Annotated in this window: 23 protein-coding genes; 16 read left to right on the top strand and 7 right to left on the bottom strand. The window is 64.7% G+C overall.

Annotation, left to right across the window (positions count from 1 at the left end; translation table 11 throughout):
- Positions 1-138 precede the first annotated feature (138 nt).
- Positions 139-738: a hypothetical protein gene (locus tag DAAJ005_RS02015; RefSeq protein WP_151845637.1), complete on the bottom strand. Its 600-nt coding sequence runs from the start codon at positions 736-738 to the stop codon at positions 139-141.
- A gap of 738 nt (positions 739-1,476) precedes the next feature.
- Between DAAJ005_RS02015 and DAAJ005_RS02010 the strand changes: the two genes are divergently transcribed.
- From DAAJ005_RS02010 to DAAJ005_RS02000, 3 genes are all read left to right on the top strand, one after another.
- The gene (locus DAAJ005_RS02010; RefSeq protein ID WP_151845636.1) at positions 1,477-1,875 is read left to right on the top strand and encodes a hypothetical protein; all 399 of its coding nucleotides are present in this window, start codon (positions 1,477-1,479) and stop codon (positions 1,873-1,875) included.
- Positions 1,876-2,047: 172 nt separating this feature from the next.
- Positions 2,048-2,587, top strand: a complete 540-nt coding sequence (locus DAAJ005_RS02005) for a Dps family protein (RefSeq protein ID WP_151845635.1) — start codon at positions 2,048-2,050, stop codon at positions 2,585-2,587.
- Positions 2,588-2,717: 130 nt separating this feature from the next.
- Positions 2,718-4,283: a catalase gene (locus DAAJ005_RS02000; RefSeq protein ID WP_151845685.1), complete on the top strand. Its 1,566-nt coding sequence runs from the start codon at positions 2,718-2,720 to the stop codon at positions 4,281-4,283.
- 267 nt (positions 4,284-4,550) lie between these two features.
- Here the strand turns inward: DAAJ005_RS02000 and DAAJ005_RS01995 are convergent, their stop codons facing one another.
- Positions 4,551-5,873: a HAMP domain-containing sensor histidine kinase gene (locus tag DAAJ005_RS01995; RefSeq protein WP_304523481.1), complete on the bottom strand. Its 1,323-nt coding sequence runs from the start codon at positions 5,871-5,873 to the stop codon at positions 4,551-4,553.
- 34 nt (positions 5,874-5,907) lie between these two features.
- On the bottom strand, positions 5,908-6,567 hold the full coding sequence (locus DAAJ005_RS01990; protein ID WP_151845634.1) for a response regulator transcription factor: 660 nt from the start codon (positions 6,565-6,567) through the stop codon (positions 5,908-5,910).
- A gap of 222 nt (positions 6,568-6,789) precedes the next feature.
- Here DAAJ005_RS01990 and DAAJ005_RS01985 point away from each other — a divergent pair, with 222 nt between their 5' ends.
- Positions 6,790-7,500 (top strand): Dps family protein, encoded by a 711-nt coding sequence (locus DAAJ005_RS01985; RefSeq protein ID WP_151845633.1) that lies wholly within the window; start codon positions 6,790-6,792, stop codon positions 7,498-7,500.
- 125 nt (positions 7,501-7,625) lie between these two features.
- Here DAAJ005_RS01985 and DAAJ005_RS01980 read toward each other — a convergent pair whose 3' ends face one another.
- On the bottom strand, positions 7,626-7,895 hold the full coding sequence (locus DAAJ005_RS01980; protein ID WP_151845632.1) for a hypothetical protein: 270 nt from the start codon (positions 7,893-7,895) through the stop codon (positions 7,626-7,628).
- A 336-nt stretch (positions 7,896-8,231) separates the two neighbouring features.
- Between DAAJ005_RS01980 and DAAJ005_RS01975 the strand changes: the two genes are divergently transcribed.
- From DAAJ005_RS01975 to DAAJ005_RS01955, 5 genes are all read left to right on the top strand, one after another.
- Entirely contained in the window at positions 8,232-9,101 is an 870-nt protein-coding gene (locus DAAJ005_RS01975; protein WP_226342343.1) for an SDR family oxidoreductase, read from the top strand.
- 10 nt (positions 9,102-9,111) lie between these two features.
- Entirely contained in the window at positions 9,112-10,449 is a 1,338-nt protein-coding gene (locus DAAJ005_RS01970) for a family 1 glycosylhydrolase (protein ID WP_151845631.1), read from the top strand.
- Positions 10,450-10,836: 387 nt separating this feature from the next.
- The gene (locus DAAJ005_RS01965; RefSeq protein WP_151845630.1) at positions 10,837-13,200 is read left to right on the top strand and encodes an acyl-CoA dehydrogenase family protein; all 2,364 of its coding nucleotides are present in this window, start codon (positions 10,837-10,839) and stop codon (positions 13,198-13,200) included.
- Complete coding sequence (locus tag DAAJ005_RS01960; protein ID WP_226342342.1) at positions 13,197-13,943, top strand: PIG-L deacetylase family protein; 747 nt, start codon at positions 13,197-13,199, stop codon at positions 13,941-13,943. The genes DAAJ005_RS01965 and DAAJ005_RS01960 overlap by 4 nt, the downstream gene beginning before the upstream one ends.
- Positions 13,940-14,551 carry a class I SAM-dependent methyltransferase gene (locus tag DAAJ005_RS01955; RefSeq protein WP_151845629.1) on the top strand — a complete coding sequence of 204 codons (612 nt, stop codon included), beginning with the start codon at positions 13,940-13,942 and terminating at the stop codon, positions 14,549-14,551. Before DAAJ005_RS01960 ends, DAAJ005_RS01955 begins: the two co-directional genes overlap by 4 nt.
- Here the strand turns inward: DAAJ005_RS01955 and DAAJ005_RS01950 are convergent.
- Positions 14,494-15,627: a glycosyltransferase family 2 protein gene (locus DAAJ005_RS01950; RefSeq protein ID WP_151845628.1), complete on the bottom strand. Its 1,134-nt coding sequence runs from the start codon at positions 15,625-15,627 to the stop codon at positions 14,494-14,496. The two genes, DAAJ005_RS01955 and DAAJ005_RS01950, sit on opposite strands and share 58 nt — an antisense overlap.
- A gap of 283 nt (positions 15,628-15,910) precedes the next feature.
- Between DAAJ005_RS01950 and DAAJ005_RS01945 the strand changes: the two genes are divergently transcribed.
- The 3 genes from DAAJ005_RS01945 to DAAJ005_RS01935 are packed head-to-tail and all read left to right on the top strand — an operon-like array spanning position 15,911 to position 18,807.
- Complete coding sequence (locus tag DAAJ005_RS01945) at positions 15,911-17,074, top strand: glycosyltransferase family 1 protein (RefSeq protein WP_151845681.1); 1,164 nt, start codon at positions 15,911-15,913, stop codon at positions 17,072-17,074.
- A complete protein-coding gene (gene glf / locus DAAJ005_RS01940) occupies positions 17,067-18,218 on the top strand; it encodes a UDP-galactopyranose mutase (RefSeq protein ID WP_151845627.1) in 1,152 nt (383 codons plus the stop codon). Before DAAJ005_RS01945 ends, glf begins: the two co-directional genes overlap by 8 nt.
- A 25-nt stretch (positions 18,219-18,243) precedes the next feature.
- Positions 18,244-18,807, top strand: a complete 564-nt coding sequence (locus DAAJ005_RS01935; protein WP_226342341.1) for an SMP-30/gluconolactonase/LRE family protein — start codon at positions 18,244-18,246, stop codon at positions 18,805-18,807.
- 549 nt (positions 18,808-19,356) lie between these two features.
- Here the strand turns inward: DAAJ005_RS01935 and DAAJ005_RS01930 are convergent.
- Positions 19,357-20,595 carry an MFS transporter gene (locus tag DAAJ005_RS01930; protein WP_226342340.1) on the bottom strand — a complete coding sequence of 413 codons (1,239 nt, stop codon included), beginning with the start codon at positions 20,593-20,595 and terminating at the stop codon, positions 19,357-19,359.
- Positions 20,596-20,971: 376 nt separating this feature from the next.
- On the opposite strand from DAAJ005_RS01930, the gene DAAJ005_RS01925 reads away from it, so the two are divergent.
- The 4 genes from DAAJ005_RS01925 to DAAJ005_RS01910 are packed head-to-tail and all read left to right on the top strand — an operon-like array spanning position 20,972 to position 25,357.
- Entirely contained in the window at positions 20,972-22,162 is a 1,191-nt protein-coding gene (locus DAAJ005_RS01925; RefSeq protein ID WP_151845624.1) for a type III polyketide synthase, read from the top strand.
- 20 nt (positions 22,163-22,182) lie between these two features.
- On the top strand, positions 22,183-22,869 hold the full coding sequence (locus DAAJ005_RS01920; protein WP_151845623.1) for a class I SAM-dependent methyltransferase: 687 nt from the start codon (positions 22,183-22,185) through the stop codon (positions 22,867-22,869).
- Positions 22,862-24,010, top strand: a complete 1,149-nt coding sequence (locus DAAJ005_RS01915) for an NAD(P)/FAD-dependent oxidoreductase (RefSeq protein WP_226342339.1) — start codon at positions 22,862-22,864, stop codon at positions 24,008-24,010. The genes DAAJ005_RS01920 and DAAJ005_RS01915 overlap by 8 nt, the downstream gene beginning before the upstream one ends.
- Before the next feature lie 30 nt (positions 24,011-24,040).
- The gene (locus DAAJ005_RS01910; RefSeq protein ID WP_226342338.1) at positions 24,041-25,357 is read left to right on the top strand and encodes a glycosyltransferase; all 1,317 of its coding nucleotides are present in this window, start codon (positions 24,041-24,043) and stop codon (positions 25,355-25,357) included.
- Here the strand turns inward: DAAJ005_RS01910 and DAAJ005_RS01905 are convergent.
- Entirely contained in the window at positions 25,347-25,871 is a 525-nt protein-coding gene (locus DAAJ005_RS01905; protein ID WP_151845622.1) for a hypothetical protein, read from the bottom strand. The two genes, DAAJ005_RS01910 and DAAJ005_RS01905, sit on opposite strands and share 11 nt — an antisense overlap.
- Positions 25,872-25,874 lie beyond the last annotated feature (3 nt).

Below are 25,874 nucleotides of genomic sequence, written 5' to 3'. Positions count from 1 at the left end.
ATGCGCAACGGACATCTTCACGGCTGGTCCCACCACAGTGGCTGCACAGGTCACCAGCCTGCCAGTCGGGGGGCAAGGGTGCGCCGCACTGGGGACAGTGATCTGCTGGGTGGTCCGGTAATTGGGCGGTCACTGCTTCTAACGGCGGGACCGACGAACGCGGCCCCACAGGACCTGTTTCTCGGCCTCACCCATCGCCCCGATCTTGGCGGGAATGTCGTCCTTGGCCACGCCTTCGCGCCGCAGCAGCAGGGCCAGCGGCAGTTCGGCGGTGATCACGAAGGCTGCGCCACAGGTGCGGCAAAATCGGCCCGGTCCGCTGGTGCCGCACCAGTAGCACGTTTCAATCGGCTCGGCCTGGAGGCCGCAGTTGGGGCACAGGGCGCCCACGTTGTAATCCCTGGGCTGCTTGGACTGACAGTGGACGCAGTATGTCGAGTCGCTGGAATTGACTACCAGCCCCTGCGAGAACATGGCCGCGCCCGCCTGCGTCTCACCGCCGAGCGCAGATGGCACCGGCTCTCCCAGCGCGGCAGAGGGCAGTGCCCAGTTCAACACCCGCGCCGCGACTTCGGTGTTCAGGTCTGGCAGCAACTCCAGCAGGGTTTCAGGGGAGCCGATACTCGCAAAATCGGCCCGCCCACCGACGCCCAGGTCTGCGAGGGCGGCCAGATGCTGTTCGCTCAAGCCCTTGGCTTTCAGAATGTTGCATTCAAGGGCCGTAAAAGGTGTGGTCATCCGCTTCCTTCGGGTGCCGGAAGGCAGCCTGTGTTCAGTGTAAAACACGGCTGGCGGCATGTGTCTTGATCAACGGGCGCTTGGTGGGTGTCCCCCAACATCTGTCATTTTTAATCCCGGCTTTGCTTTCTGTGTCAGGTGGCGGCGGGTCGGTCAGACATGCAGCAACCCATAGAGAAGGTCACGGCCATGTAGCGGGTGGACAGGACGTTTTTGAGGCTCCATTTTCACCGCCCCTCCATCCTTGCATTCGGCAGGTCTGTCAGAGAGGTTGATGGACCGCCCGATGACGGTCTGACGCTGGCTCAGCTCAGGCGCGATCCGACACTGCAAGCAACTGCTGCCCGTCAATTGAACATCTGATACGAATTCCGTCTGTTTCGTTGACAAACTGGGAAAGCGCCAGTTTGCCAACCTCACGCCCAGAACCCGTTCTTCTCATTCTCGCTCTGCTCGGATATTCATCGTTTTTGCAAACGATTCAATCGGAGTCCGTATGAGACTTAAACCGGTCCCCCGGCTGACACCCGAAGCGCACGCCATCATCCTGCGCGACTGAATCTCATGATCTGTAGAGCCGATCTTAAGCGAGACTGGAATCTAACCCCCGCGTAACACCCTGGGCCTGAAATACGTCGTGTCCCAATGATTTTGGTGGATGCGTGCGGCGCGGCCACCGTGGGCTGTTGAGGCCCAACCTGTTTGACCTCGGCGGTTTGCCGCCCCACAAGGAGGGGTATGAAATATCTTCAGGACCATTGGATCGGCGTGCTACTGCTGGTCGGCATCGGCTTCATTCACTTCAGGGATATCCCCGACAAGCTGGGAGAAACCGCCTACCTGGGCTGGCTGTATATCCTGCTGGTGGCTGGATGCGCGGCGGCGGGAGCTTGGCTGCTCAGTTCGCACTGGAAAAATGGCTACACCCTAGGACTATTGATTTCGGGCGGGGCCATCCTCGCTTACACCCTGACCCGCACGGTGGGCTTGCCGAATGCGCGCGGTGACATTGGCAACTGGGCCGAACCTGCCGGGATCATCTCGCTGATTCTGGAAGTCGCGTTCGTGGTGCTCAGCGTTATTCAGTTGCGCCGCCCAGCGCCCACCATCCAGGCGGTCAACTCCGCCGTCAACTGATCCAGCTCACCACTGGTCACCACTGGTGAGCTTCATCCATGCTCAATGAAGTCTGTTGCACCCTTTTCGTATTTCTCCGCCCATTGTCCAGGCCGAACATCAGCGTCGAGGCCAATCGCCCGCGCCGTCTCTGGCAGACCGCAGACTATGCATCCATCTCAAGGAGATTTCCATGACCCAGAACGACTCCAGCAAGACCGCCACCTATCCCGCCCCCGACGCCCTGAAGACGCCCACAGACCTCAGGGCTGACGGCGTGCAGAAAATCGTTGAGGCCATCAACCCGATCATCGCCGACGCCTACGCCGTGTACCTCAAGACTAAGAACTTTCACTGGCATCTCTCCGGCAGCCATTTCCGCGACTACCACCTGCTGTTTGATGAGCAGGCCGAGCAGCTCCTCGGCAGCACTGATCCACTGGCCGAGCGCGTCCGCAAACTGGGCGGCACCACGCTACGCTCGGTCTCGCACATCTCTGGCCTTCAGACGGTGCAGGACAACAACGCCGATTTCGTGACCCCACTGGACATGCTGCGCGAGCTGATGGCCGACAACCAGAGCATTGCGGCCAGTATGCGCGCCGCCCATGAAACCTGCGACGACGCCCGCGACTACGCCACTTCCAGCCTGCTCGAAGTGCTGATCGACGAGACCGAGCGGCGCATCTGGTTCCTGTTCGAAGCCGCGCAGGGCGGCGAAAACACCAAGTAATTTCGGACTCTCGCCTCTTCCGCCCTTTCCCAGGCGTCGGCTGCCCCGGCAGCACCACAGGAGTCTTCCTATGAGTGACGACAGTAAGGCCAGCAACAGTACGGTCTACAAACCCAGCGAACCCACCGACATGCAAGCCCCCAAACAGAGCCAGACCCGACTGACCAACGCGGCGGGCAATCCGGTGGCCGACAACCAGAATTCCCTGACGGCAGGCAAGGACGGCCCAGTGCTGCTTCAGGACCATCACCTGCTGGAGCGCATGGCCCTGTTCAACCGCGAGCGCGTCCCTGAACGCGTGGTCCATGCCAAGGGGACCGGCGCATTCGGCACCTTCCGGGTGACCCGCGCCATCCCCGAACTGACGGTGGCAAAACTGTTTCAGAAGGAGGGGACCGAGTGCCGCATGTTGGCCCGCTTCTCGCAGGTGGCTGGAGAGAGCGGTTTCGCCGATACCGTGCGCGATCCACGCGGTTTCTCGCTGAAGTTTTATACCGAGGATGGCAACTGGGACATGGTGGGCAACAACACGCCCGTGTTTTTCGTGCGGGATGGCCTCAAGTTCTCGGATTTCATCCACAGCCAGAAGCGCCACCCGGTCACGCACCGCCGCAGCGAGACCATGATGTTCGACTTCTGGAGCCTACGCCCCGAATCCATGCATCAGGTGGTCTACATCTTCGGGGACCGGGGCATTCCACGCAGCCACCGCCACATGAATGGGTACTCCAGCCACACCTATAGCCTGTGGAACGATCAGGGCGTGCGCGTGTACGTCAAGTGGCACTTCCACACCCAGCAGGGCATCCAGAACCTCGCCGAACCAGAGGCGATGGAGATTGCCGGCAAGAACCCCGACTTCTACTTTCAGGACCTGTTCGAGGCCATTGAGCGCGGCGAGTATCCGAAGTGGAAGGTCAGCCTTCAGGTGATGCCGGAGGCCGACGCCGAGACGTATCATCTCGATCCCTTTGACCTGACCAAGACGTGGCCCCACGCGGATTACCCCCTGATGGAAGTGGGCGAGTTCGAATTGAACGAGAACCCGGACAACTACTTCGCACAGATTGAACAGGCGGCCTTTGAACCCAGCAACTCGCCGCGCGGTTTCGGGTTCAGTCCCGACAAGATGCTGCAAGCCCGCCTGATGAGCTATGCCGACGCGCACCGTTACCGCATCGGGGCCAATTACGCCGCGCTGCCGGTAAATCAGGCCGTCTCGCCAGTACAGACCTACCACCGGGACGGGCAACTGCGCTCTGACGGCAACTTCGGCGGAATGCCAGTGTACGAACCCAATTCTTTCGGTGGACCAGTGCAGTACGGTGAGGAAGCTGCCGAGCCGCCCATGACCGTAGGCAGTCGCGCGGACCGGTATGGCTGGCCCGAGACTGACGAGGATTACTTTGCCCAGCCCGGCGCGCTGTACCGCCTGATGCGGGCGGAAGAGCAAAGCAGGATGCACGACAACTTCGCCCGGCATCTGGGAGCCGCTCCTGACTTCATTCAGCAGCGTTACCTCACCCAACTGGACAAGGTAGACGCGCGCCTGGGCGCAGGTGTGCGCGCCAGTCTGGAGAAGCCAGAGATGAAGGCAAAGCCAGAGATTGAGACGATCCTCAAAGAGGACCATACCCACGCGGCAGGCGGCCTGATGACGGCACAGACCCAGCAGGCCGTAGGCGCAGACGACTAAACGCTGACGACTGACCAACGCGCATCACCGCTGTGCAACCCCCTCTTCGTCATGAAGAGGGGGTTTTTATTGATGTCATGCGGACTCCGTCTGTAACGCGGCAGAAATCGGGACCACGCCGATTGCCGCACGCCCGGAACCCGTTTTTCTCCTGCTCACTCTCGTCGTGAACAGACGCCCATGAGGACGCTATTCCTCTGCGGCGCAACTCTGCGAGTCCCGTTCAGATTTCCAGGTGTTTCCAACACTTTCCAATCGGAGTCCATATCAATCGCGCTCGGCAGTCTGCGGAAAGGTCACCGTGACGCGCAGGCCGCTGGGGTCAACCGGCGCCAGGTCAAGTCTGGCCCCGTGGAGTTGCGCGACGCGCTGGGCAATGGCAAGGCCCAGACCGTTGCCCTGACCGCTGCGGGCCGCGCCCACCTGATAGAAAGCGGTGGTCAGATGAGAGAGCGCTGCAGTGGGGACACCAGGACCACCATCCACCATGCTCAGGGCCACCCCGAACGGCGTACCAGTCACGGTCATCTTCATGGCCGCGCCGCCGCCGTAGCGCAGGCTGTTGCCGATCAGATTATCCAGCAGGGGCGAGAGCAGCGCCTCGTCCCCCAGAATCCAGGTCACGCCCACCGTGCCGAACTCCAGGGGCAGGTCTGGGGCCAGTTCACGCGCCCGGTCCACCGCCTCCCCGGCCAGACGGGCCAGCTCCAGCGGACGCCGCTGAATATCACGCTCGCCCCGTGCCAGCAGCAGCAATTGCTCGCTCAGGCGGCGCATACGCTCCAGGTCTGAAAGCACCTCGCCCAGTTCCTCACGCAGCTCAGTCTCTGAACGTGGGCCGCTGAGTGCGCCCTGAAGGCGGGTCTTCATGGCGGTCAGCGGCGAGCGCAGGTCATGGGCGGCGGCGTATGTAAAGGTCTCCTCGCGCTCGCGGGTCTCGGCCACCTGCCCGAACGAGGTTTGCAGCACGCCCGCGAGGCGGCCCACCTCGTCACCCCGGTTCGCGCCAGGCAGCGTGGCGCGCAGGTTGCCGCCCCGGCCTATGGCCGCCGCCGCCGCCGTCAGACGTTCCAGGGGTTTGAGGAGGCGTCCAGCCAGCAAAAAACTCAGGAGCGCCGCCAGGGCCGCTGAGACTGGAACGGCCACTGCCAGACTTCGCAGGTACGCGCGCAGCGGATTGACCACCCCCAGCACGTCGCTGGCCAGTTGCGCTGTCGCCAGCGTGCCGTTCAGGTTGAAAGTGGAGATCAACACGTCATGGCCCGCGCGCCGTGAGCGGCCAATGGGGAGCGTCAGGGCAATCGGCGGAAACTCGGGGGTCACGGCCACCACCTGATCTTCCCGGATGACCCTCACGTCCACGGTGCGCGGCAGGGTCTCCAACACGCGCAGTCCTGTAGACGAGGCTGGGAGGGTGTTCAGCGTCTGCTCCAGGCGTGGCAGCAGCATTTCCAGCCGCTCGTACTCGGCTCCCACCAGAAACGAGCGTAGTGCCAGGAACTGCACGGCGGCCACCGCCAGCACCACGAGAACCGTGATGGCGGCGACGCCCAGCGCCAGGCGGGCGCGGATGGTCACGGTTGGCTTCATCCTTCCCTTCGGCCCAGCCTTGGCCCTGGAGATCTCATGGGAGCTGATATCCCAGGCCGCGTGAACTGAGCAGCGCTTCTGGCGAGAGTTTGCGGCGCAGGTAACTGACATACACGTCCACCACCCGCTCCTCGCCGCTGAAGTCCGGTCCCCACACCTTGGAGAGCAGTTCCTGGCGGGTAAACCAGCGCCCACGCGCCAGTGCCAGCGCTTCCAGGAGGCCGTATTCGCGGGCGGTGAAGCCCACCGTCTCACCGTGCCACCAGACCTCGCGCCGCCCGGCATCCAGCAGCCCGGCCCCGTCCGCAAACGGCACCCGCGCGCTGCGGACCCGCTCGCCACGCCGCACCACCGCCCGTAGGAGGGCCAGCAGTTCGGGCAGTTCGTAGGGTTTGGACAGGTAGGCGTCGCCGCCCAGATCCAACCCCTCCACGCGGTCTGGCAGGGCGCTGCGGGCGGTTACGAAGATCAGCGGCAACTCGCTGCCCTCGGCGCGCAAGGTACGGGCCACCTCGAAGCCGTCCAGACCAGGCAGCCACACGTCCAGCAGTGCGGCGTCAAAATCCCCGCTGCGGGCCAGGGTCAGCCCCTGCACGCCGTCCGGCGCGATCTGCACTTGATGCCCAGCGTCCCTCAAGGCGCGTGCTGTCGGCTGGGCAATGCGTCCGTCGTCCTCCACGAGCAGCAGCCGCATCCTCAGCCCCGCTGCTGGAGGGGCAGGCACAGGAAAAGCGGCAGGTGCAAGGCGATCATCCTCCTAACCTAGCGTGCCAGACCACAATCGAAAAAGGGCGTCCCTTAAAGGCTTTTTCACGCCGCCTTTAACCCCGGCCCTTTCTGGTATTCGTCTAACATCGGCTGCCTAACCTCACCCCTGTCCGCCCATCCACCCCCCAACTTTCTTTGGAGAACCCCCATGAAACAGACCCTGCTTCTTTCCGTCCTGCTGTTCGGTTCCGCCCTGGCCGGAGGCGCTGGCGCGCAGTCAGCAGCCAGCCAGATTCCGGCCACCAGCGTCAACATGCCGCAGCCCAACACCGGCCAGCCCAGCGCGCAGAGCACCAAGACCGCCTCACCGCTGCCGTATAACGTGCCCAGCCGCCTGCCGTCGTCCGGCACCGACAACCTGCAAAAGAGCGTGGCCGCGTTGCAGAACACCCTCACCGAATTGCAGGCGCTGCAACTCCAGACCAAGCAGGCGCACTGGAACGTGTCCGGCACGCTGTTCTACACCCTGCATGAGCTGCTTCAGGACCACTATGAGGGCATCAGCAAGTACGCTGACGACACGGCGGAACGCATGCTCTCGGTGGGCGCGTCCAGCGACGGGCGGGCCATCACCATCGTCGCCAGCTCGCGTCTGCCAGAGATTCCGGGCGGTTTCATTGACGACGCCCAGGTGATCCAGTTCTTCATCTATCAGTACGAAACCGTGGGTCAGCGTATCTTCCAGCGTATTGGGGACGTGGAGAAGGCAGATCCCACCACCGCCAATCAGTTGCAGGAAGTAGAGGCGGGCATCGAGAAGTACCAGTGGCAGATGCGCGCCTTCCTTCAAAATACGCCGACGGACCCCAACAGTGGCTCCGACATCAACAACACGCCGGTGCCCTTACGCGGCAAATAGACCCAATCTTCCACCGATTCTGCCGGGGCATCATGCTTTCCGGCAGTTTTTGTGATGGGCAGCGGTGACAAGCCAGCCGTGCGGCGCGGAATGTTGTGTTCTCCGAGGCCAGAAACTTGAGGGGGTCAACCGTCTTCAGCCGCCAGTGCCCCGTCCTCCGGCTGCCTGCTGGCCGTTTCCTGTTCTTGTTGATTCAGCGAACCGCGTAGCAGGTACGTGAGTCCCGTGGCCAAAGTGCGGGTGGGATTAACCCCGATGGTGGAGACGCTGCCCGCCGTGAACAGGCACAATCCCAGGGTTCCAGCGATGACCAGTTCTACCTGAGACCCTACCTCGGCCTTACGCTTGGCTGTGGCGAGGATCACCAGCAGCAGCCGTGTATTCCACCCGGTCATCAAAGTGGTCTTTTTATCGCAACTCGTCTCAACCGAAGAGCATTGCTACGGCCGGATCATCAGGTGACGCGCATTGGGCCAACGCTTGAAAAAGTTGTCCTCGATGGAATGTCAAACCCTGCGACTGAGGATCTACGCGAAACCTGATCGCCCTCAGAAATCAATCTGAGCTGATCCACGCTGTGTTTCTGTGCTGTGAGAGGAAGGTATGGCTCTCCAAATTGGTCATGATTCCGCTTCCCTTCAGCATTTCTTGAAACAACGCCGCCGCGTAGCACATGAGACACAAGTGCCACGCCGTCTGTCACAGCATGGCACTCGACAGAAGGAGGCCCCGTGCCCGACAGACCCAAATCCGAAGATTTCAAAAACGCCCAGCTTCTGCCCTATCCCGCCAAGCAGTCCGAGATGGACATTCAGCCGCAGACCGAGCTGAAAGAGTACAGGGCCGCCGACAAACTGAAGGGCAAGATTGCCCTGATTACTGGCGCAGATTCCGGCATTGGCCGCGCTGTGGCCCTGGCCTTCGCGCTTGAAGGCGCGCTGGTCGCCATCGTCTACAACGAGAACGATGGCGACGCACAGACCACCAAGCAGATGGTGGAGGAGCGCGGCGGCCAGTGCCTGGTGATCAAGGCCGACGTGCGGGGTAAGGCCGCGTGCCTGGACGCCGTGCAGCAAACTGTGGATAGATACGGCGGCCTGAACGTGCTGGTGAACAACGCCGCGTATCAGGCGGCGCAAAGCAGCATCCTGGACATCAGCGAGGAACAACTCCGGCGCACGCTGGAAACCAACCTGTTCGGCTATGTATTCATGATCCAGGCCGCGCTGCCGCACCTCAAGGAGGGCGACGCCATCGTCAACTCCGGCTCAATTGTCGGTGAGACAGGCAATCCCATCCTGGTGGACTACACCGCTTCCAAGGCTGGCATCCACGCGCTGACCAAGTCGCTGGCGCTGCAATTCGGTGAGCTGGACAACGGTGTCCGCATCAACGCGGTGCTGCCCGGTCCGGTCTGGACCCCGAATATCCCCGGCACCATGCCGCTGGAAGAGGTTCAGAAGTTCGGTCACGAGGTGGCACTGGGCCGTCCCGGACAGCCCGAGGAACTGGCCCCCGCCTACGTGTATCTGGCCTGCCAGGACAGCTCTTTCGTGACCGGTTCACTGCTGCATGTGACCGGCGGGAAGCTGTCTTCATGAGGTGTTCGCTATGAGCAAGGGTTTTCTGGACATCATCAAAAAAGAGCTGGGCGACGGCAATTATCTCGGTGACGAGTTTGGCGGCGCGCGGGGCAGCAGCGGCAAGGGTCTGCCCACCGGACAGGCCAGCAACTTCATGTTTGCCACCGGTATCGAGTGTTCCTACCCCACCATCGAACAGGGCAAGGTGCGGCGCGACGAGCTGGAGGAATGCCACCACTACGAGCGCTGGGAAGAGGACCTGCATCTGGTCAAGGATCTGGGCCTCAAGTACCTGCGGTATGGCCTTCCCTATTACCGCGTTCACCAGGGTCCGGGCAAGTACGACTGGGAATTTGCCGATCAGGTGATGGCCGAGATGAAACGGCTGGAGATCACCCCTATCCTCGATCTGATGCACTTCGGGGTGCCGGACTGGCTGGGCAATTTCCAGAACCCGGAGTTGCCGGTCCACTTTGCCGAGTACGCCGAGGCGGTGGCGCGGCGCTACCCCTGGGTGCGGCACTACACGCCCGTCAACGAAATTTACGTGACGGCCAAAGCCAGCGCGCAGGACGGCCTGTGGAACGAGCAGCTCAAGTCCGAACGCGGCTTCGTCACCGCCCTCAAGCATGGGGTGGCCGCCAACATTCTGGCGTGTCAGTCGATTGCCCGCGTGCGCTCCGACGCCATCATCGTGCAGGCCGAGAGCGCCGAGTACATGCACGACGCCAGCGCGGAACCCCGCCCGGAAATCTCGCTGCAAAACCGGCTGCGGTTTCTCTCGCTGGACCTGAATTACGCGGTCACGCCCGACGCGGACATTCTGCTGTACCTGATGGACAACGGCCTGTCCCGCGAGGAGTACGACTGGTTCATGGCCGGAGAGCCGCCGGGCCATCAGATCATGGGCAGCGACTACTACGGCCACAACGAGAAGATCACCAAGCCCGACGGGGAAGTGATCTTCGGTGAGGACGTCTTTGGCTGGTACCAGATCGTCCAAGGCTACTACGAGCGTTACAAGAAGCCGGTCTTTCACACCGAGACCAACGTCGCGGACCTCGAGCAGGCCCCGATCTGGCTGTGGAAACAGTGGATGAACGTCCTGCGGATGCGTCAGGAGGGCACCCCAGTGGTGGGCTTTACCTGGTACAGCCTGACCGATCAGATCGACTGGGACATCCAACTGGCCGAGAAAAAGGGAACGGTGAACACCAACGGTCTGTACACCCTGGACCGCAAGCCCAATCCAGTGGCCCACGCCTACCGCGACCTGCTGGAGAACTACGGGCAGATCACGGTCTCGCCCCACAGCGAACTGTTCGAGATCACGGATCAGGCTGCCCGGCTGAAGATCGAGGTGTAGTTTGGCTGACCTTCTGTCCTGATTTTTCCGCGACTGGTGGGGATTGACTGCCCAGAGTCCAGTTGCGGGATCGCCAATCCAGCACAGAAGTGAACGTGGCCAAGACGTGGGACCGGTATCGGTGATGCTGGTCTCCACGTTTTTGCTTTGAAGACCTCCAAAATACGGTCAGGATGTCCACCAGAACAACATTCTCAAACCGAGCGCAACCAGAGATCCGTGTTCCTGCCAGCCGATATATTCCAGCCTCATGCCGCGTGATAGATCTTCATACCCTCACCGCTGTTCACAGGAGTCGCCCACCGAAGCCATCCTGGCGGCAAAAGCCTACTGAAAAGTTCATGCCCTCCACAGCCGCGCCACCCCTTCCCCGCGCCACTCTGGGCCATGACCTCGCTTCCTGCCGTCGCCCCGCCACCTGTCGGGCCGCCCGCCCCCGCCCTTCCTCCTGGGTTCCAGTCCTTTTACTGGGGCGGGTTCGAGTGCAGCACCCAGCGCCGTCCTTCAGGGCGACGCATCGACGTGATCGACGCCACCGCACATGACCGCTTTGCTGGGCAGGACTACGCCCGGCTGGCAGCCAGCGGCCTGCTGACCGCACGCGACGGCCTGCGCTGGCACCTGATCGAACGGGTGCCGGGCGAGTACGACTTTTCCTCGGCGCTCGCCCAGGTCACGGCGGCGCGGGAGGCGGGGGTGCAGGTGGTCTGGGACCTGTTGCATTACGGCTTTCCCGATTTCGTGGATCTGTTCGCCCCCGACTTTCCGGCCATCTTTGGCCGTTACGCGGCAGCGGCGGCCCGTTTTTTGCGCGAGCACACCGAGGGGACGCTGTGGATCTGCCCGGTCAACGAGATCTCGTTCACGGCCTGGGGCGGCGGTGACGTGGGCTACCTGAATCCCTTCGCGCAGGGGCGCGGGCTGACCCTCAAGGCCCAGTTGGTGCGGGCGGCCATGTCGGGCATGGACGCCGCACGCGGGGTTGACCCGGCGGCGCGCTTCCTGCATGCCGAGCCGCTGATCAGCGTCGTTCCCCATCCTGAACGGCCAGAGGAGGTCGAGACCGCCCGGCACAGCCACGCCTCGCAGTTCGAGGCGCTGGACATGCTGCTGGGCCGCACGCTGCCGGAACTGGGCGGCGGCGAGCAGTACGTGGATGTGGTGGGCCTGAATTTCTACCCCTACAACCAGTGGTGGCACCACCCGCAGGCGCATCTGCGGAAATTTCTGACGCCGGGCGACGCCGATCACCGTCCCCTGCGCGCGCTGCTGGCCGAGGTCCATGCCCGCTACACCCGCCCGCTGGTCATTGCCGAGACCGGGGCCGAGGACGGCGAGCGTGCGCCGTGGTTCGCAGGAGTGGCGCGCGAGGTGGAGGCGGCGCGGGCGGGTGGGGTCCCCATCCACGGCGCCTGCCTGTACCCGGTGGTCAACCATCCCGGCTGGGACGATGACCGCCACTGCCACAACGGACTGTGGGATTACCCCGACGCCCTGGGAGGCCGCGCCGCCCACGGCCCGCTGGTCGACGCCCTGAACCATGCCCAGGAACAGCACGAACGGCCTGCCGCCGAACACATCGACGTGCTGGCCCCCGCACCCGCCACGCTCAGCACCGTGCTGGAACGCCTGGCCCACGCGGCCCCGGCCATTGCCGCCGAGGCCGCCGCCCGCGATCATGACGGGGCCTTTCCTGCCGCCTCGTTCGCGGCGCTGCGGGAGGCCGGGCTGCTGGAAGCAACGCTGCCGACAGCCAGCGGAGGTCTGGGGTTGTCCGGTGCGCGGCTGCTGGCCGTGTTACGCCGGGTGGGCCGCGCCAGCCTGCCAGTGGGCCGGATCTACGAGGGCCACGTCAATGCCCTGCACCTGATCCAGACCCACGGTTCTCAGGAACAGCGCGAACGCACGGAGGCCGATGCCCGGCGCGGCGAACTGTTCGGCGTCTGGAACACCGAGGATGGGCCGGGGCTGCGACTGGAGCGGGCTGAGGCGGGCGTGGGCTGGACACTCATCGGTGGCAAGACCTTTACCTCCGGCGCGGACTTCGTGACCTGCCCGCTGCTGCCCGCCGAATTGCCGCAGGGCGGGGGCCGGGTGCTGGCGCTGCTGCCCCACGCCGCGCCGCCCGAACGTTTTGACCCGGCCTTCTGGCAGCCACTGGGTATGCGGCCCACCGTCAGTTTCCGCGTGGACCTAACGGGCCTGAATCTCGGCGCAGACGACGTGATCGGACAACCGGGCGACTATTACCGTCAGCCGGAGTTCAGTGGGGGGGCATTGCGCTTTCTGGCCGTGCAACTGGGCGGCGCGGACGCCGTGCTGGAGGCCGGGCGGGATGTACTGCGTCAACTGGAACGGACCGGGGACGACCTCCAGCGCCTGCGTTTTGGTGCGGTGGCAGCCCGGCTGGAAGCGGCGTGGCAGACGGTCCTGCGCGGCGCAGCACATCTGGAGGGCGCGCATTTAAAAGGACAGGGGGCGGACGAGTTGCCGCGCGTTCTGGCCTACGTCGCCCTGGCCCGTGAAGTCACCGAGGACGCCTGTCTGCTGGCCTGCGAGGCTGTGGAACGCGCGGTGGGCGCGCGCGGCCTGCTCGCCCCACACCCCGCCGAGCGGCTGCTGCGGGACCTGCGGATGTACCTGCGTCAGCCTGCCCCCGACGCCGCCCGCCTGCACCTGGGCCGTGCCGTGCTGGACGCCCCGGAACTGGCCGACGATGCCTACAGCCCGTGGGGAGACGAGGGGCTGTGAGGCTGGACGCTTTGCCACACGGCTCTGTCTCCCTGGACCCCCGGACCCTGCCCGGCCCGGTCTGGATCGTCTCGCCGCACCCGGACGACGAGGCACTGGGGTGCGCCGCCCTGATCGTCGCCCTGACCGATCTGGGCCGCGAGGTCCACGCCCTGCTGGTCACGGACGGTGGATTTTCCCATCCCAACTCACCCAGCTTTCCACGCGCCCGACTGGCCCAGACCCGGCTGTCCGAATGGCGCGCGGGGCTGGCGGCGCTGGGCGTGCCAGAAACCCGCACCCACGCCCTGGGTCTGCCGGACGGCGCGCTGGACAGAGTGGACCCTGCTGATCTGGGGCGCGAGGTGAACAGAATTTTTGCTGCTGCCCCTCCCGCCACGCTGCTGCTGCCGTGGCGGCGCGACCCGCACCCCGATCACCGCGCCGCCTGGGGACCCGTGTGGGGGGCGGCTCCACCCACTGCCCGGCGGCTGGAATACGCGGTGTGGCTGCCCGAACGCGGGGACGCCGATGCCTGGCCCACCCCTCAGGAAGCCCGCGTGTGGAGCCTCGCGGTGGCAGCCGCGCGGTCCCGCAAGGCGCAGGCCATCGCCGCGCACGCCACCCAGTTGGGGGGCATTTCCGATGATCCGCACGGTTTTACCCTGGCCTCGGAGATGGTGGAGCGGGCGCTGACCGGCCCGGAACTGTATTTCGAAGCGTTCGTTCAAGCCGTCCCAGCCGCACAGGAGGCCAGCGCATGACCCTGCCGGAAGACTATTTCGAGGACGTGTACCGCGCCCGCGAGGACCCCTGGGATTTTGCCAGCAGCCCCTACGAGGCCGCCAAGTACGCCCGCACGCTGGCCGCGCTACCCCATGAGCGCTATGCGCGGGCGCTGGAGGTGGGCTGCTCCATCGGGGTGCTGAGCGGTCTGCTGGCAGGGCAGGCCGGAGAACTGTGGGCCGTGGACCTGAACGAGCAGGCGCTGATACGGGCACGGGCGCGCAATGCAGCCCACTCCAACATCATTTTCGAGCGCCGCCGCCTTCCCACGGACCTGCCGGACGGTCCCTTTGACCTGATCGTGCTGTCGGAGGTGCTGTACTACCTCTCGCCGGAGGATCTGGAAACAGCGCTGGACGGGGTATTAGCGCGGCTCAGTGCGTGCGGAACCCTGCTGCTGGTCCACTGGACGCCACAGGTCCACGACTACCCACAGACCGGCGACGCGGTACATGCCGCCACGCTGGCCCGCGTGGGCCACGGCCTGCACCACCTGCACGCCGAGCGCCACGGGGACGGGCAACAGGGCTACCGGCTGGACGTATTCACTCGCAGCGGGCCAGAAGCGGCGGGCGCGGCAGTCTGATCCATCAGGCCGCGCACCTCGTCCAGCACCTGCCCCACGGGAGCGGGGGGGTAATGGGCACCCCAGTCCCCCGCCTCCCGCGCGGCGTGGGCCGCCTCCGGGGCCTGGCCCAGCGTGGGCGCGTGCAGGGCTGCCTTAAGCGGCCCAGCGTCAGACCGCCACAGGTGGGGAAGGTGGGGGTGCCAGCCGCCCGGATAGGCGGCCCGCAGTGCTGCTTCCGCATGGGCCAGTGCCGCGATTTCTGCGCCGCCGGGAACGCGCCAGACTTGCGGGCCACACCGCCATTCGGCCAGTTGCGTGGACAAGCCCACCGCCACCCGGCCCGACAGGCGGGCGCTGGTGTACACGCGGGCGTCGGGGGTATGGCGCAGCGTCAGGTCCGCGCGGCGTAGCTCCCGCACCAGCGCGAGGTCTTCCAGGCACGGTACCTGCGGCACCCCGCCCACGGCGCGGTAGGCGCGCACCCTCAGGGCCAGATTCGCGCCGAAGTGCTGCCAGTGGCGGGGCCAGGGATCGGCGGGGTCCGGGTTTAAACGGGCCGTCAACTGGCAGGCGGCCAGCCGGTATAGGTCGTCGAGTTCGTGGGTGCAGCGGACCTCCTCCTCCAGGGCGGCCCCGTCCCCACCTAACAGAATCCGTCCGGCGGCAGCGTCGGCCCCAGCTAGAATGGGCTGAAGCAGCGCCCACAGCCAGTCCGGTGCGGCGCGGGTGTCGGCGTCGGTGCTGACGATCGCGCCGCCGTCCCCGGCCAGTTCGGCGGCGCGGTCCAGGGCGCGGCGGTGTGCGCCGACGACATTGGCCTCGCCGGGGGGCAGCAACACTTCCTCTATTCGCAGCTTCAGCCCCTGCGGCGCGGCCTGTTTGGCGCGGATCGCCGTTCCCCCGCCGCAGTTGTTGACCAGCAACAGCACGCCAAAATTCTGGAATGGCTGCCCAGTTCCGTTCATCTGCGCGCCCAGCGCCCGCAACGTCGCGCCGATCCCTTCCGCCTCGTCGCGCGCTGGAATCGCGACGACGACAGGCGGCAGTTCAGAGCCGGAGGCGGCAGGCCAGAAGGGATGACTGGGCGGCGTCATGGGTGGCGGCAGCCTAGCGCCCGACCGCACTCATTTTGCATTTAGCCCAGGCCAGCAAATTCTTTAGCTGAAGTCCATCTGGGACGCAATCCATGTGCATGTTACGTTTGCATTTCGGGACCCCCTCCTATAGTCCAGACGATCACCGCCAGGGGGCCGCCACGAAGCTGGAACAGGGCTGGCAGCTCACCGGGCCGTGGGTTTTTTGTCATCTGCCGCCGCCTCGCGCATCCTGGGAGGGAAGCTCAACGTGCCACACCACCACCAGTCCACCCGGCCCTACATGGCCGCCAGCCCCGCCCTGATCGTGCTGGCGCATCTGCGCTGGGATTTCGTGTTTCAGCGCCCCCAGCACCTGATGACCCGCGCCGCCCACAGTCGCGCCGTGTATTACTTCGAGGAGCCGGTCTTCGGGGAACACGGCGATCACCTGAAAACCAGGCTAGAGGGCGGCGTCACCGTCTGCACACCACACATCCAGAGCGGCTTTTCCGCCGCCGAGTCCCAGGCCCGCACGGCGCGGCTGCTGGGCGAACTGGTGGAGGACGAGTGCCTGCTGGACTATGACCTGTGGGTCTACACTCCGATGGAACTGCCCGTCACGGCGGGACTGAAGCCACGTGTCACGGTGTACGACTGCATGGACGAGCTGGCCAATTTCAGGGGCGCGCCTCCTGAGCTGCGCGTGCGTGAGGCGCAGCTTTTTGACCGTGCCGGGGTGGTCTTCACCGGTGGTCAGCGGCTGTACGAGGCCAAGTCCGAGCGCCACCCCAATGTGCATGCTTTTCCTTCCAGCGTGGACGTCGGGCATTTCGCTCAGGCCCGCGGAGGGTTGCAGGACCCGGCGGATCAGGCCACGTTGCCGCGCCCCCGCCTGGGCTTTTACGGCGTGATCGACGAGCGCTTTGACACGGCTCTGATCGCTGAAGTGGCCCGGCGTCAGCCGGAGTGGCAGTTCGTACTGATCGGACCGGTGGTCAAGATCGATCCCGCTGAGCTGCCGCGCGCCGCCAATATCCATTACCTGGGTATGAAGAGCTATGCCGAGTTGCCTGCCTACCTGGCCCACTGGGACGTGGCCCTGCTGCCGTTTGCGCGCAATGCCGCCACCGAGTTCATCAGCCCCACCAAGACGCCGGAATACCTGGCGGCGGGCGTCGGCGTGGTCTCCACCGGCATCCGCGACGTGGTCCGCCCCTACGGCGATCTGAAACTGGCGCACATCGCCGACACTCCAGATGCTTTCGAATACGCCTGCAAGGCGGTGCTGGACGAGGCGGGGACGCACGGCGCTCGGCAGCGTCAGGAACGCGCAGACCAGTACCTCAGCGCGCTGTCCTGGGACCGCACCTGGGCGCAGATGGCCGAACTGATCGAGGACGCCGCTCCCATTACCCGCCTCTCTGCTCTGGCGTCCCACGCGCTGCTGACGGGTTCCGATGACTGAAATTCCTGAACTGAATGGCGCGGCCCCAGCCGGTTTTGACTACCTGATCGTGGGCGCAGGCTTCGCAGGCAGCGTGCTGGCCGAACGGCTGGCGAGCGCAGGCCAGCGGGTGCTGATCGTGGACCGCCGCCCCCACATCGGCGGCAACGCCTATGACCGCTACGACGATGCGGGCGTCCTGATCCACCCCTATGGCCCCCATATCTTCCACACCAACAGCGCCGAGGTCTTCGCCTACCTGTCGCGCTTTACCGAGTGGCGATCCTACCAGCACCGCGTCCTGGCCAGCGTGGACGGGCAGGAATTGCCCATTCCTATCAATCTGGATACGGTCAACCGCCTGTACGGCCTGAACCTGACCGCCTTTCAGGTGGAGGAATTCTTCGCCTCGGTGGCCGAGCCAGTGGAGCAGGTCCGAACCAGCGAGGACGTGGTGGTGGGGAAGGTAGGGCGCGACCTTTACAACAAGTTCTTCCGGGGCTACACCCGCAAGCAGTGGGGTCTGGACCCCAGCGAACTGGACGCCAGCGTGACGGCCCGCGTGCCCACCCGCACCAACCGGGATGACCGCTATTTTGCGGACACCTATCAGGCCATGCCGCTGCACGGCTACACCCGCATGTTCGAGGCGATGCTGCACAGACCCAACATCAAGATCATGCTGAACACCGATTACCGGGAAATTCTGGATCTGATTCCGCACGGCCACCTGATCTATACCGGCCCGGTGGACGCTTTCTTTGATCATCAGTACGGCAAGTTGCCCTACCGCAGCCTGGAATTCCGGCACGAGACGCACGACAGACCGCAGTTCCAGGCTGTAGGAACGGTCAATTATCCCAACGATTACGCCTACACGCGCATCAGCGAATTCAAGTACATCACGGGGCAGCGCCACGAGCGCACCAGTGTGGTCTACGAGTATCCGCAAGCAGAGGGCGATCCCTATTACCCGGTTCCGCGCCCCGAGAATGCCGAGCTGTACAAAAAATACGAGGCGCTGGCCAGGGCGGAGCCAGGCGTGACGTTCGTGGGACGCCTGGCAACCTATAAGTACTACAACATGGATCAGGTGGTGGCCCAGGCGCTGGCCACTTTCAAGCGCCTACAGGAGAGACAGACGGCTGATCTGGTGGAGGTTTAACCAGAGCAAAGCCACGTCGATACGGGTGGCCGTCCATTCCCTCTACGCTATTCTCACCCGGATCAACGGCACGTACCGGGTCGGGCTGATCCAGTCGCATGAAGGCTACGGCGGCACGCAGGAGCAGTCGGGGCAGGAGGTCTACCGCTTTGACCCGGAAACTGGAGACATTCGGGTGGTGATAAGAGGGATGGTCTGTCCCAATGGACTGGCCTTCCCGGACGAATCGGTGCTGTACGTGGGCGATACGGCGGGCACCCACCCCACTGAAACCTACTGGCCCGAGCGGCATCACCACATCCTGGCCCACGACTTGGTGGACGGTCAGGCGACGAATGCCCGCCTGTTTGTTGAGGTCTCGCCGGGCTTTCCCGACGGTTTCCGGGTGGCCGTTCACGGCGATGTCTGGACCAGCAGCGGCAGCGGCGTGCAGGTCTTCGCGCCAGATGGCACCTGCCTTGGCGAGATCAACGTGCCGGAGGCTATCGGCAACCTGACCTTCGGAGGGCAGGACGGTTCCACCCTCTTCACGGCTGCCAGTACCAGCCTCTACCGCATCGAATTGAACGTGCGCGGCGCGACGGCCTGAGCGGGCTGTCAGTCCAGCGCTGGTAACGTGAACTTTCTGCAGAGGATCTGACAGGCCGCCCTGTCTTCTGGCTGCAGGCGTCCCCATACCTGCGTTTAACCGCTCGCCACAGCCACTGGCAGAACTGATACGGACTCCGTCTATTTCGTGCAGGAATCGGCGCTGTCCCGATTCCTGCACTCCATGCCCAGAACCCATTTTTCTCCTTCTCGCTCCGTTCGGACTTCCAGATGTCTTCGACACCTTTCAATCGGAGTCCGTATGACCAGTGCTGGAGGGGCAACGGACTCCAAAGTGGCAGTATCAGGAATGGACCATCACTATAGTGCTTAACTGAAAAGGATGGAATCCGTATCAGCAATGGTTCGAACAGTTGCCAAATTTGAGGGATGATCACGCGATCAACACGAGATTTTTAGCTGCTCCCCAATTGTAGGGATGGGTATGGCTCGTACCGCGAGAGGTTAGAGGAGGAAGCTGGCATGGCCGCCCACAACCACTTTCCGGCTATTGTTACCAGAGCGTAGCCAAAAGCGTCCGAACCATTGGTCAGGCCCCCGTCGCTTGCGGCCTCTCCTCCCGGCGGGCCAGCCAGACGGCCAGCAGCAACAGCACGGCACACAGCGCGGCGATCAGCACGAACAGGCTGCGCGGTGAGGCGGCAAACAATGCCCCGGCCAGACCCGCCGCTGGAATGGCGCACAGCAGGGTCAGGGTCTGCACGGCTGAGAACAGATCAGCCGTGCCGTTCTGTGGCAGGCGGCTGAACAGGGCAGCGTCGCGGTAGGTCAGCGTCAGGAAGGTCACGCCGCCCAGCAGGCCCACTGCCGCCAGCATGGCCGCCGTGTTTCCTGCGGGAACAAACAACAGCGCCACCGCCCCAACCAGTCCCAGCGCACGGACCACCATCAGCGTGCGGCCCAGCGGCAGCCGCGACAGCCGGGGCAGGGCCACGCCGTACAGCAGCAGGGTCACAAAGGCGGCCACGAACGGCACGAAGGACAGCGTCTGGGCACTGAAATTCAGCGTCTGTTGCAGGAAGAGAATCTGAAACAGGCTGAGCTGCTCAATGAACACGGTCAGCAGGTAGAAGGCGGTGATGCCCATCAGACCGGGATGACCGCGCATGCCTGCCACCAGTCCCAGGGTGTGGCGCACGCTCTGGCTCAGGCCCAGTTCGCGGTGCTGCGCCATTGCGGCCACGCCGCTGCGGGTTTCATCGGTGATCGCGTTGCGCCACAGGAACATGACGGTCATGCCGACGCCGCCCAGGATGTAAAAGCCGCGCATGGTGGCCGTCACGCCATGCTGCGCGATCACCAGCCCCACCAGCGGCGTCAGCAGGCCGCAGACCGTCACGATCAGGTTGATGATGCCGAAGACGCGCGCCCGCTGCCATTCCTCGACGTCCTCGATCAGAAGCAGGCTCCACGAGACGGTCACGATGCGCCCGCTGGCGGCCAGCACGGCGGCCAGAGCGAAAGCGGCGAAAGAATTGGCGAACGCCCATACGAACATGGGCATCGTCCACGAGATCAGATCGCCGATCAATGTGGTGCGTTTGCGGCCCACACGGTTGGTGATCGGTGCGGCCACCGCCTGAAACAGAAAGGAAAGCGCCAGCGTCATCGAGCCGAGCAGCCCGATCTGCGTGCTGGATAGGCCCACGCTGCTCATATACAGCGGCGCGTAATACAGCACCACCACGCCGAAAACCCCCCACAACGGCTCCATCAGAATGGCGTTGCGGGCGTTGCGCGGCAGCCCAGCCAGCGCCTGAAGCTGCAAGCCTCTAGTCAAGGTGGGCGGCGCTCGGAAAGAGGGGCAGCGGGGCAGGATTCACGGCCAGATTTTACCTCTGATCTAGGACCCCCCTATGGTCTTAAATCTCTGGAAGGTTGCGTCTTTCCTCTCCCCCACCAGCGTATCTGACAGATGGAAACCCGCTTGCCGTCCAGGCGCGCGAATCCTGGCAGGTACAGGAGGTGGATGGACTGGAAGTCTTCTGCCCAGAGACAATACTCAGACTGTACAGATCGACAGATACGGTATTTTCCACCGCTCAATCACCTCTGGGGACGGATGTCCCGGATATGCCCTGACCGTTGCGCAATTCTTGTGCAATTCCCCCACTCGGGGTCAGCTTCAACCCCTAATCTGGGCCATGCCCGTCTACCTTCACAACATCGCTCTGGCACTGCCCGAGACCGCCTACCCCCAGTCGGTCATCCGTGACGTGATCAAGGCGCAGCCGGAACTGGACCGCCTGGCCAAACGGCTGACCGGGGCCGCCTTCAACGCCTCGGGGATCGATCAGCGCTACAGCGTGGTTAGGGAATTTGCCGATACGGACGGCGAAGCGGGTCTGTTCTACGATCCAGCCACTGAACGCATGCTCACGCCCACCACCGGACAGCGCAACATCGTCTACGCCCAGGAAGCCACCAAGCTGTATGTGGAGGCCGCCCGCAAGGTGCTGGAAGACAGTCCCTTTGAGGCCGCCGACATCACACACGTCATCACGGTGTCCTGCACGGGCTTTTTTGCACCGGGGCCGGATTACGCCATCGTGCGGGCGCTGGGGCTGGGCGGGGACGTGGGCCGCTACCATGTTGGATTCATGGGCTGCTACGCGGCCTTTCCCGCGCTGAAGATGGCAAAAGCGTTCTGTCAGGCGGACCCCGATGCCGCCGTGCTGGTGGTCAGCGCCGAGCTGTGTACCCTGCACATGCGCGCCGCACCAGACCCCGACACCATCATCGCCGCCTCGGTGTTCGCGGATGGCTGCGCCGCTGCACTGGTCAGCGCCCGGCCCCCGGCAGCCGGGCAGCGCGCCCTGCGAATGGATCACTTCGAGACCACCCTAACCCCCCCCGGCGTGGGCGAGGCAGAGATGGCCTGGACGATTGGCGATCAGGGCTACGAGATGGTGTTGAGCAGCTACGTGCCGTCCATTATCGAATCGCATATCGAGGGCGCGCTGTCACCCTTGCTGGACCACGAACCCGCGCTGGCCGATGCCCGGCACGCCGGAGTCGAACACTGGGCCGTCCACCCCGGCGGGCGCAGCATTCTGGACAAGGTGCAGGGCAGTCTGAAGCTGAGCGATGAACAGATGCGGCCCTCGCGCGAGATTCTGCGGCAGTACGGCAACATGAGCAGCGCCACGATTCTGTTTATCCTGCGCGATCTGTTGAACACCGTGCCGGAAGGTGAGCGTGTCTGCGCGATGGCCTTCGGGCCGGGCCTGACCGTGGAAATGGGGCTGCTGAGCGGCGCAGTGGGCTGTGCTGACCCTGTGCTGGCTGACCCCATGATGGCAGGGCGGCAGGGCGAACTGGTCGGGGTGCGGTGATCTCCCCAGGCTCCTTCTCCATGCGCGAGATTCAACTGGCCGAACGCATGGATGATCCCCAGTGTGATCTCCAGGAACTCAATCAGACCTACGCGCAGTTTGGCGCAGTCAATGGACTGGTGGCGGGCTGGCGGCAGGTCTACAGGCAATTCCTGCGCCCCCGGCTCTCGGCCTCGCGCCCGAATACGCTGTTGGACATCGGCTGCGGCGGGGGCGACGTGCCGCGTGCTCTGGCCCACTGGGCGGCGCGCGATGGTTTTACCGTGCGGATCACGGCCATCGATGCCGACCCGCGGGCCATCGCCTTTGCCGGGGCGCAGCCGCCTGTTTCCGGTCTGCACTTCCGGCAGGCCATGAGCGGCGATCTGGTAGAGGAGGAGCAGCGTTTTGATCTGGTGATCTCCAACCACCTGCTGCACCACCTGACTGTCCCGGAGCTGGATGCCTTGCTGGCCGACAGCGAGGTGCTGTGTTCAGGTCTGGTGGTCCACAGCGACATCCAGCGCAGTCCGCTGGCGTATCTGGGCTTCCGGGCCGGAATCGCGCCGCTGTTCCGAGGATCGTTCATTGGTGAGGACGGTCTTCTGTCCATCCGCCGCAGTTTTACTGCTGCCGAGTTAAGAGGGCTGGCCCCGACGGCTTGGACAGTCAGAACACTGATTCCCTTCCGCAACCTGCTGATGTACGAGGCTCCAGGCCGTGGCTGAGCCGATGCTGGACGTGCTGATTGTCGGGGGCGGTCCAGTCGGGCTGTTCCTGGGCTGTCTGCTGGCCAAACGTGGCCTGAGCTTCCGCGTGCTGGAACGGCGAGGTTCTCCAGGGCAGCATTCCCGCGCCATCGGCATTCATCCTCCTGCGCTGGAAGCCTTCCGCCAGGTAGGACTGACTGAACCGCTGCTGGCGGAGGGGCTGCGGATCACGCGTGGTCTGGTCACGGGCGAGAACGGGCCGCTGGGTGAACTGGGTTTTGCAACAGCCTCAGCGGAGTTTCCATTTATCCTCTCGCTGCCCCAGCGCGATACCGAGGCTGTTCTGCGCCGCCGACTGGCCGAACTCGCGCCCGGCTCGTTTTGCGCGGGCGTGGAGTTGCTGGAACTCCGGGAAGAGGCCAAGGGCCTGCATGTCACAACCTCTCAGAACGGCAGGCCGCTGGAACTCCGTGCCCGTTACGTCATCGGCGCGGACGGCTGGCGCAGCCGCGTGCGGGAGGCGCTGGGTCTCCCCTACCCCGGCCACCTCTACCCCGACAAATACCTGATGGGGGACTTTCCCGACACCACGCCGCTGGGGCACACGGCGCTGGTGTCGCTGACCGGGGGTGGCGTGGTGGAGTCCTTTCCGCTGCCGCGGCAGGGAAGGCGCTGGGTGGTCCACACCGGAGATCAGCTTTCGGGGGCCGCCTCCGCCCTGGAGCTGACCGAGGTGATTGCCCGGCGCACTGGCCTGCACGTTCCCGCCGCCGAGTGCCGGATGCTCAGCGCCTTCGAGGTCCGCCGCCACCGTGTGCCAGAGATGGTGCGCGGGCGGGCCGTGCTGATCGGGGACGCCGCGCATGTGGTCAGCCCGATTGGCGGGCAGGGCATGAACCTGGGCTGGCTGGACGCCGCCACGCTGGCCCCACTGCTGGAGCAGGCTCTGGCGAGCGGGGGCGCAGACTGGCAGCACTTCGAGCGCACCCGCCTGCGCTCTGCCCGGATCGCGGGCCATCAGGCAGAATTGAATATGGCAGCGGGCCGTCCAGCGGGCGCACGGGCACAACGCTGGCGCGAACGCCTGATCGAGAAGGTTCTCCTCTCCCCCACTGCCGAGCCGCTGCTGGCCCAGGCATTCACGATGCGCTGGCTGTAGAGTCTTGACAATGGTCACATCAAATACAGATTGCAGGGTTCTGAACTTGCTGGGGATTCTGGTACGTCCCGCATCCTGATCGCCTCGCAGCCCATCGCCGGGCATGTGCTGCCGCTGCTGCCCATCGTGCGGGAGCTGGCGCGGCGCGGGCATGCCGTCCGCTGGTACACCGGGCGCAGGTACGCGGCGCGGGTAGAGGCGGCTGGGGCCGAATTTCTGCCCTTCGTCCATGCCCGCGATTTCGACGATGCCGATTTTGGAGCCACTTTCCCGCAGCGCAATCGGCGGCGCGGTCTGCGGCAATTGCAATACGACGTGCAACAGATTTTCGTGGGCGGGATCGAGGGCAACATGCACGATCTGCGGCAGATACAGCGGGATTGGCCCGCCGACGCCGTGCTGGCCGATCAGACGCTGGTGGCCGCCCTGCTGCACGCGGAGGTGGGGGGGCCACCCTGCGCGCTGCTGGGCGTCTTGCCGCTGGGCATCCAGAGCCGTGACACCGCGCCCTTTGGACTGGGGCTACCTCCTTCTGCCACGCCCGCAGGCCGGATCAGAAACCGCGTCCTGCACTGGCTGACGCAGCAGATCGTCTTTGGCGCGGCGTCGCACGATCTGGCGTCAGCCTGCGGGCGCATGGGCGTGCGGCCCCGGCCCTTCGCCCTGCCGCCCTCGCCCCACCTGATGCTTCAGCCCACCGTCCCCGGCTTCGAGTACCCACAAAGCGATCTGCCGCGCACCCTGCATTTCATCGGTCCAATCACGCCGCCTGTTCCGGCGCAGATGCACCTGCCCGTATGGTGGCCGGACGTTCTGGAAGCAAAACGTCCAGTGGTGCTGGTGACCCAGGGCACCCTCGCCACCGATCCGCGTGAGCTGATCCTGCCCACCCTGAGGGCGCTGGAAAATGAGGACGTGCTGGTGATCGCGGCGGGTGCGGATGGTCTGGACAGTCTGCCGGGCAACGCCCGCACAGCGGCCTTCGTTCCTTTCGCGGCGCTGCTGCCACACGTCTCGGTGTACGTGACCAATGGTGGCTACGGCGGCGTGCAGTCGGCGCTGGCGCACGGCGTCCCGGTGGTGGTCGCGGGCGGCAGCGAGGACAAGACGGAGGTGGCGGGCCGCGTAGCCTACGCGGGAGTGGGATTGAATTTGCGGACAGCCCGACCCACCCATGAGAGCATTCGCCGCGCGGTGCTGGGCCTGCTGGGCAACAGCCCCCAGCGGCAGCGGGCGAAGGCGCTGGGAACCGAGATGCACCTGCACGACGCGCCGAACGAGGCCGCGACGCTGGTGGAACAGTTGGCGCGGACGGGACGTGCAGTGGAGCGAGTCGTCAGTCTTTGATGCCGATCCGCTGCAACCGCCAGCGCAGGCTTCGCTGCAACATCACCGGGTAGAGGTGGGTGGGGATGGTGGTCAGCAGCAGCCATCCGGCGGTATCGGCAGCGCGCAGCCGCAGCGCGCCCACGGCTAGGCCCAGGCAGATCAGCGCCAGCAGCAGGTGGCTGTATTCCGCCTCGCGGGTGGCGTGATCCAGGCGCGCCAGGGATGCGCGCGTGCCGCCGAAGCCGCGCGCATCCCGGCGCAATCGTTCCCAGCCCACCCACCTGAGAAGATTGGCAAAAACTGGCGCTCCCAGCCTTTTATAGAAGGGGACTTCCCAGTCACCAACGGTAAAAAATGAACCACGTAGCATCGGCCTGGTCAGGGCCAGCAGGTACAGCGCCCACCACATCAACAGCACCTGAACCCCCAGCGCGAAGAGGAGGGTGTGAAATCCAGTAACACGGCTCAGCCCCCAGGCAGTCAGCACCACCAGCAGCGCCGCGCCGCCCAGTTTCGCCGGGACCGGAAGCATTCC

The organism is Deinococcus sp. AJ005, assembly GCF_009017495.1.
GTDB lineage: Bacteria > Deinococcota > Deinococci > Deinococcales > Deinococcaceae > Deinococcus.
Note: the sequence above shows the minus strand (reverse complement) of the source record. Positions and strands in the feature narration are given on the sequence as shown.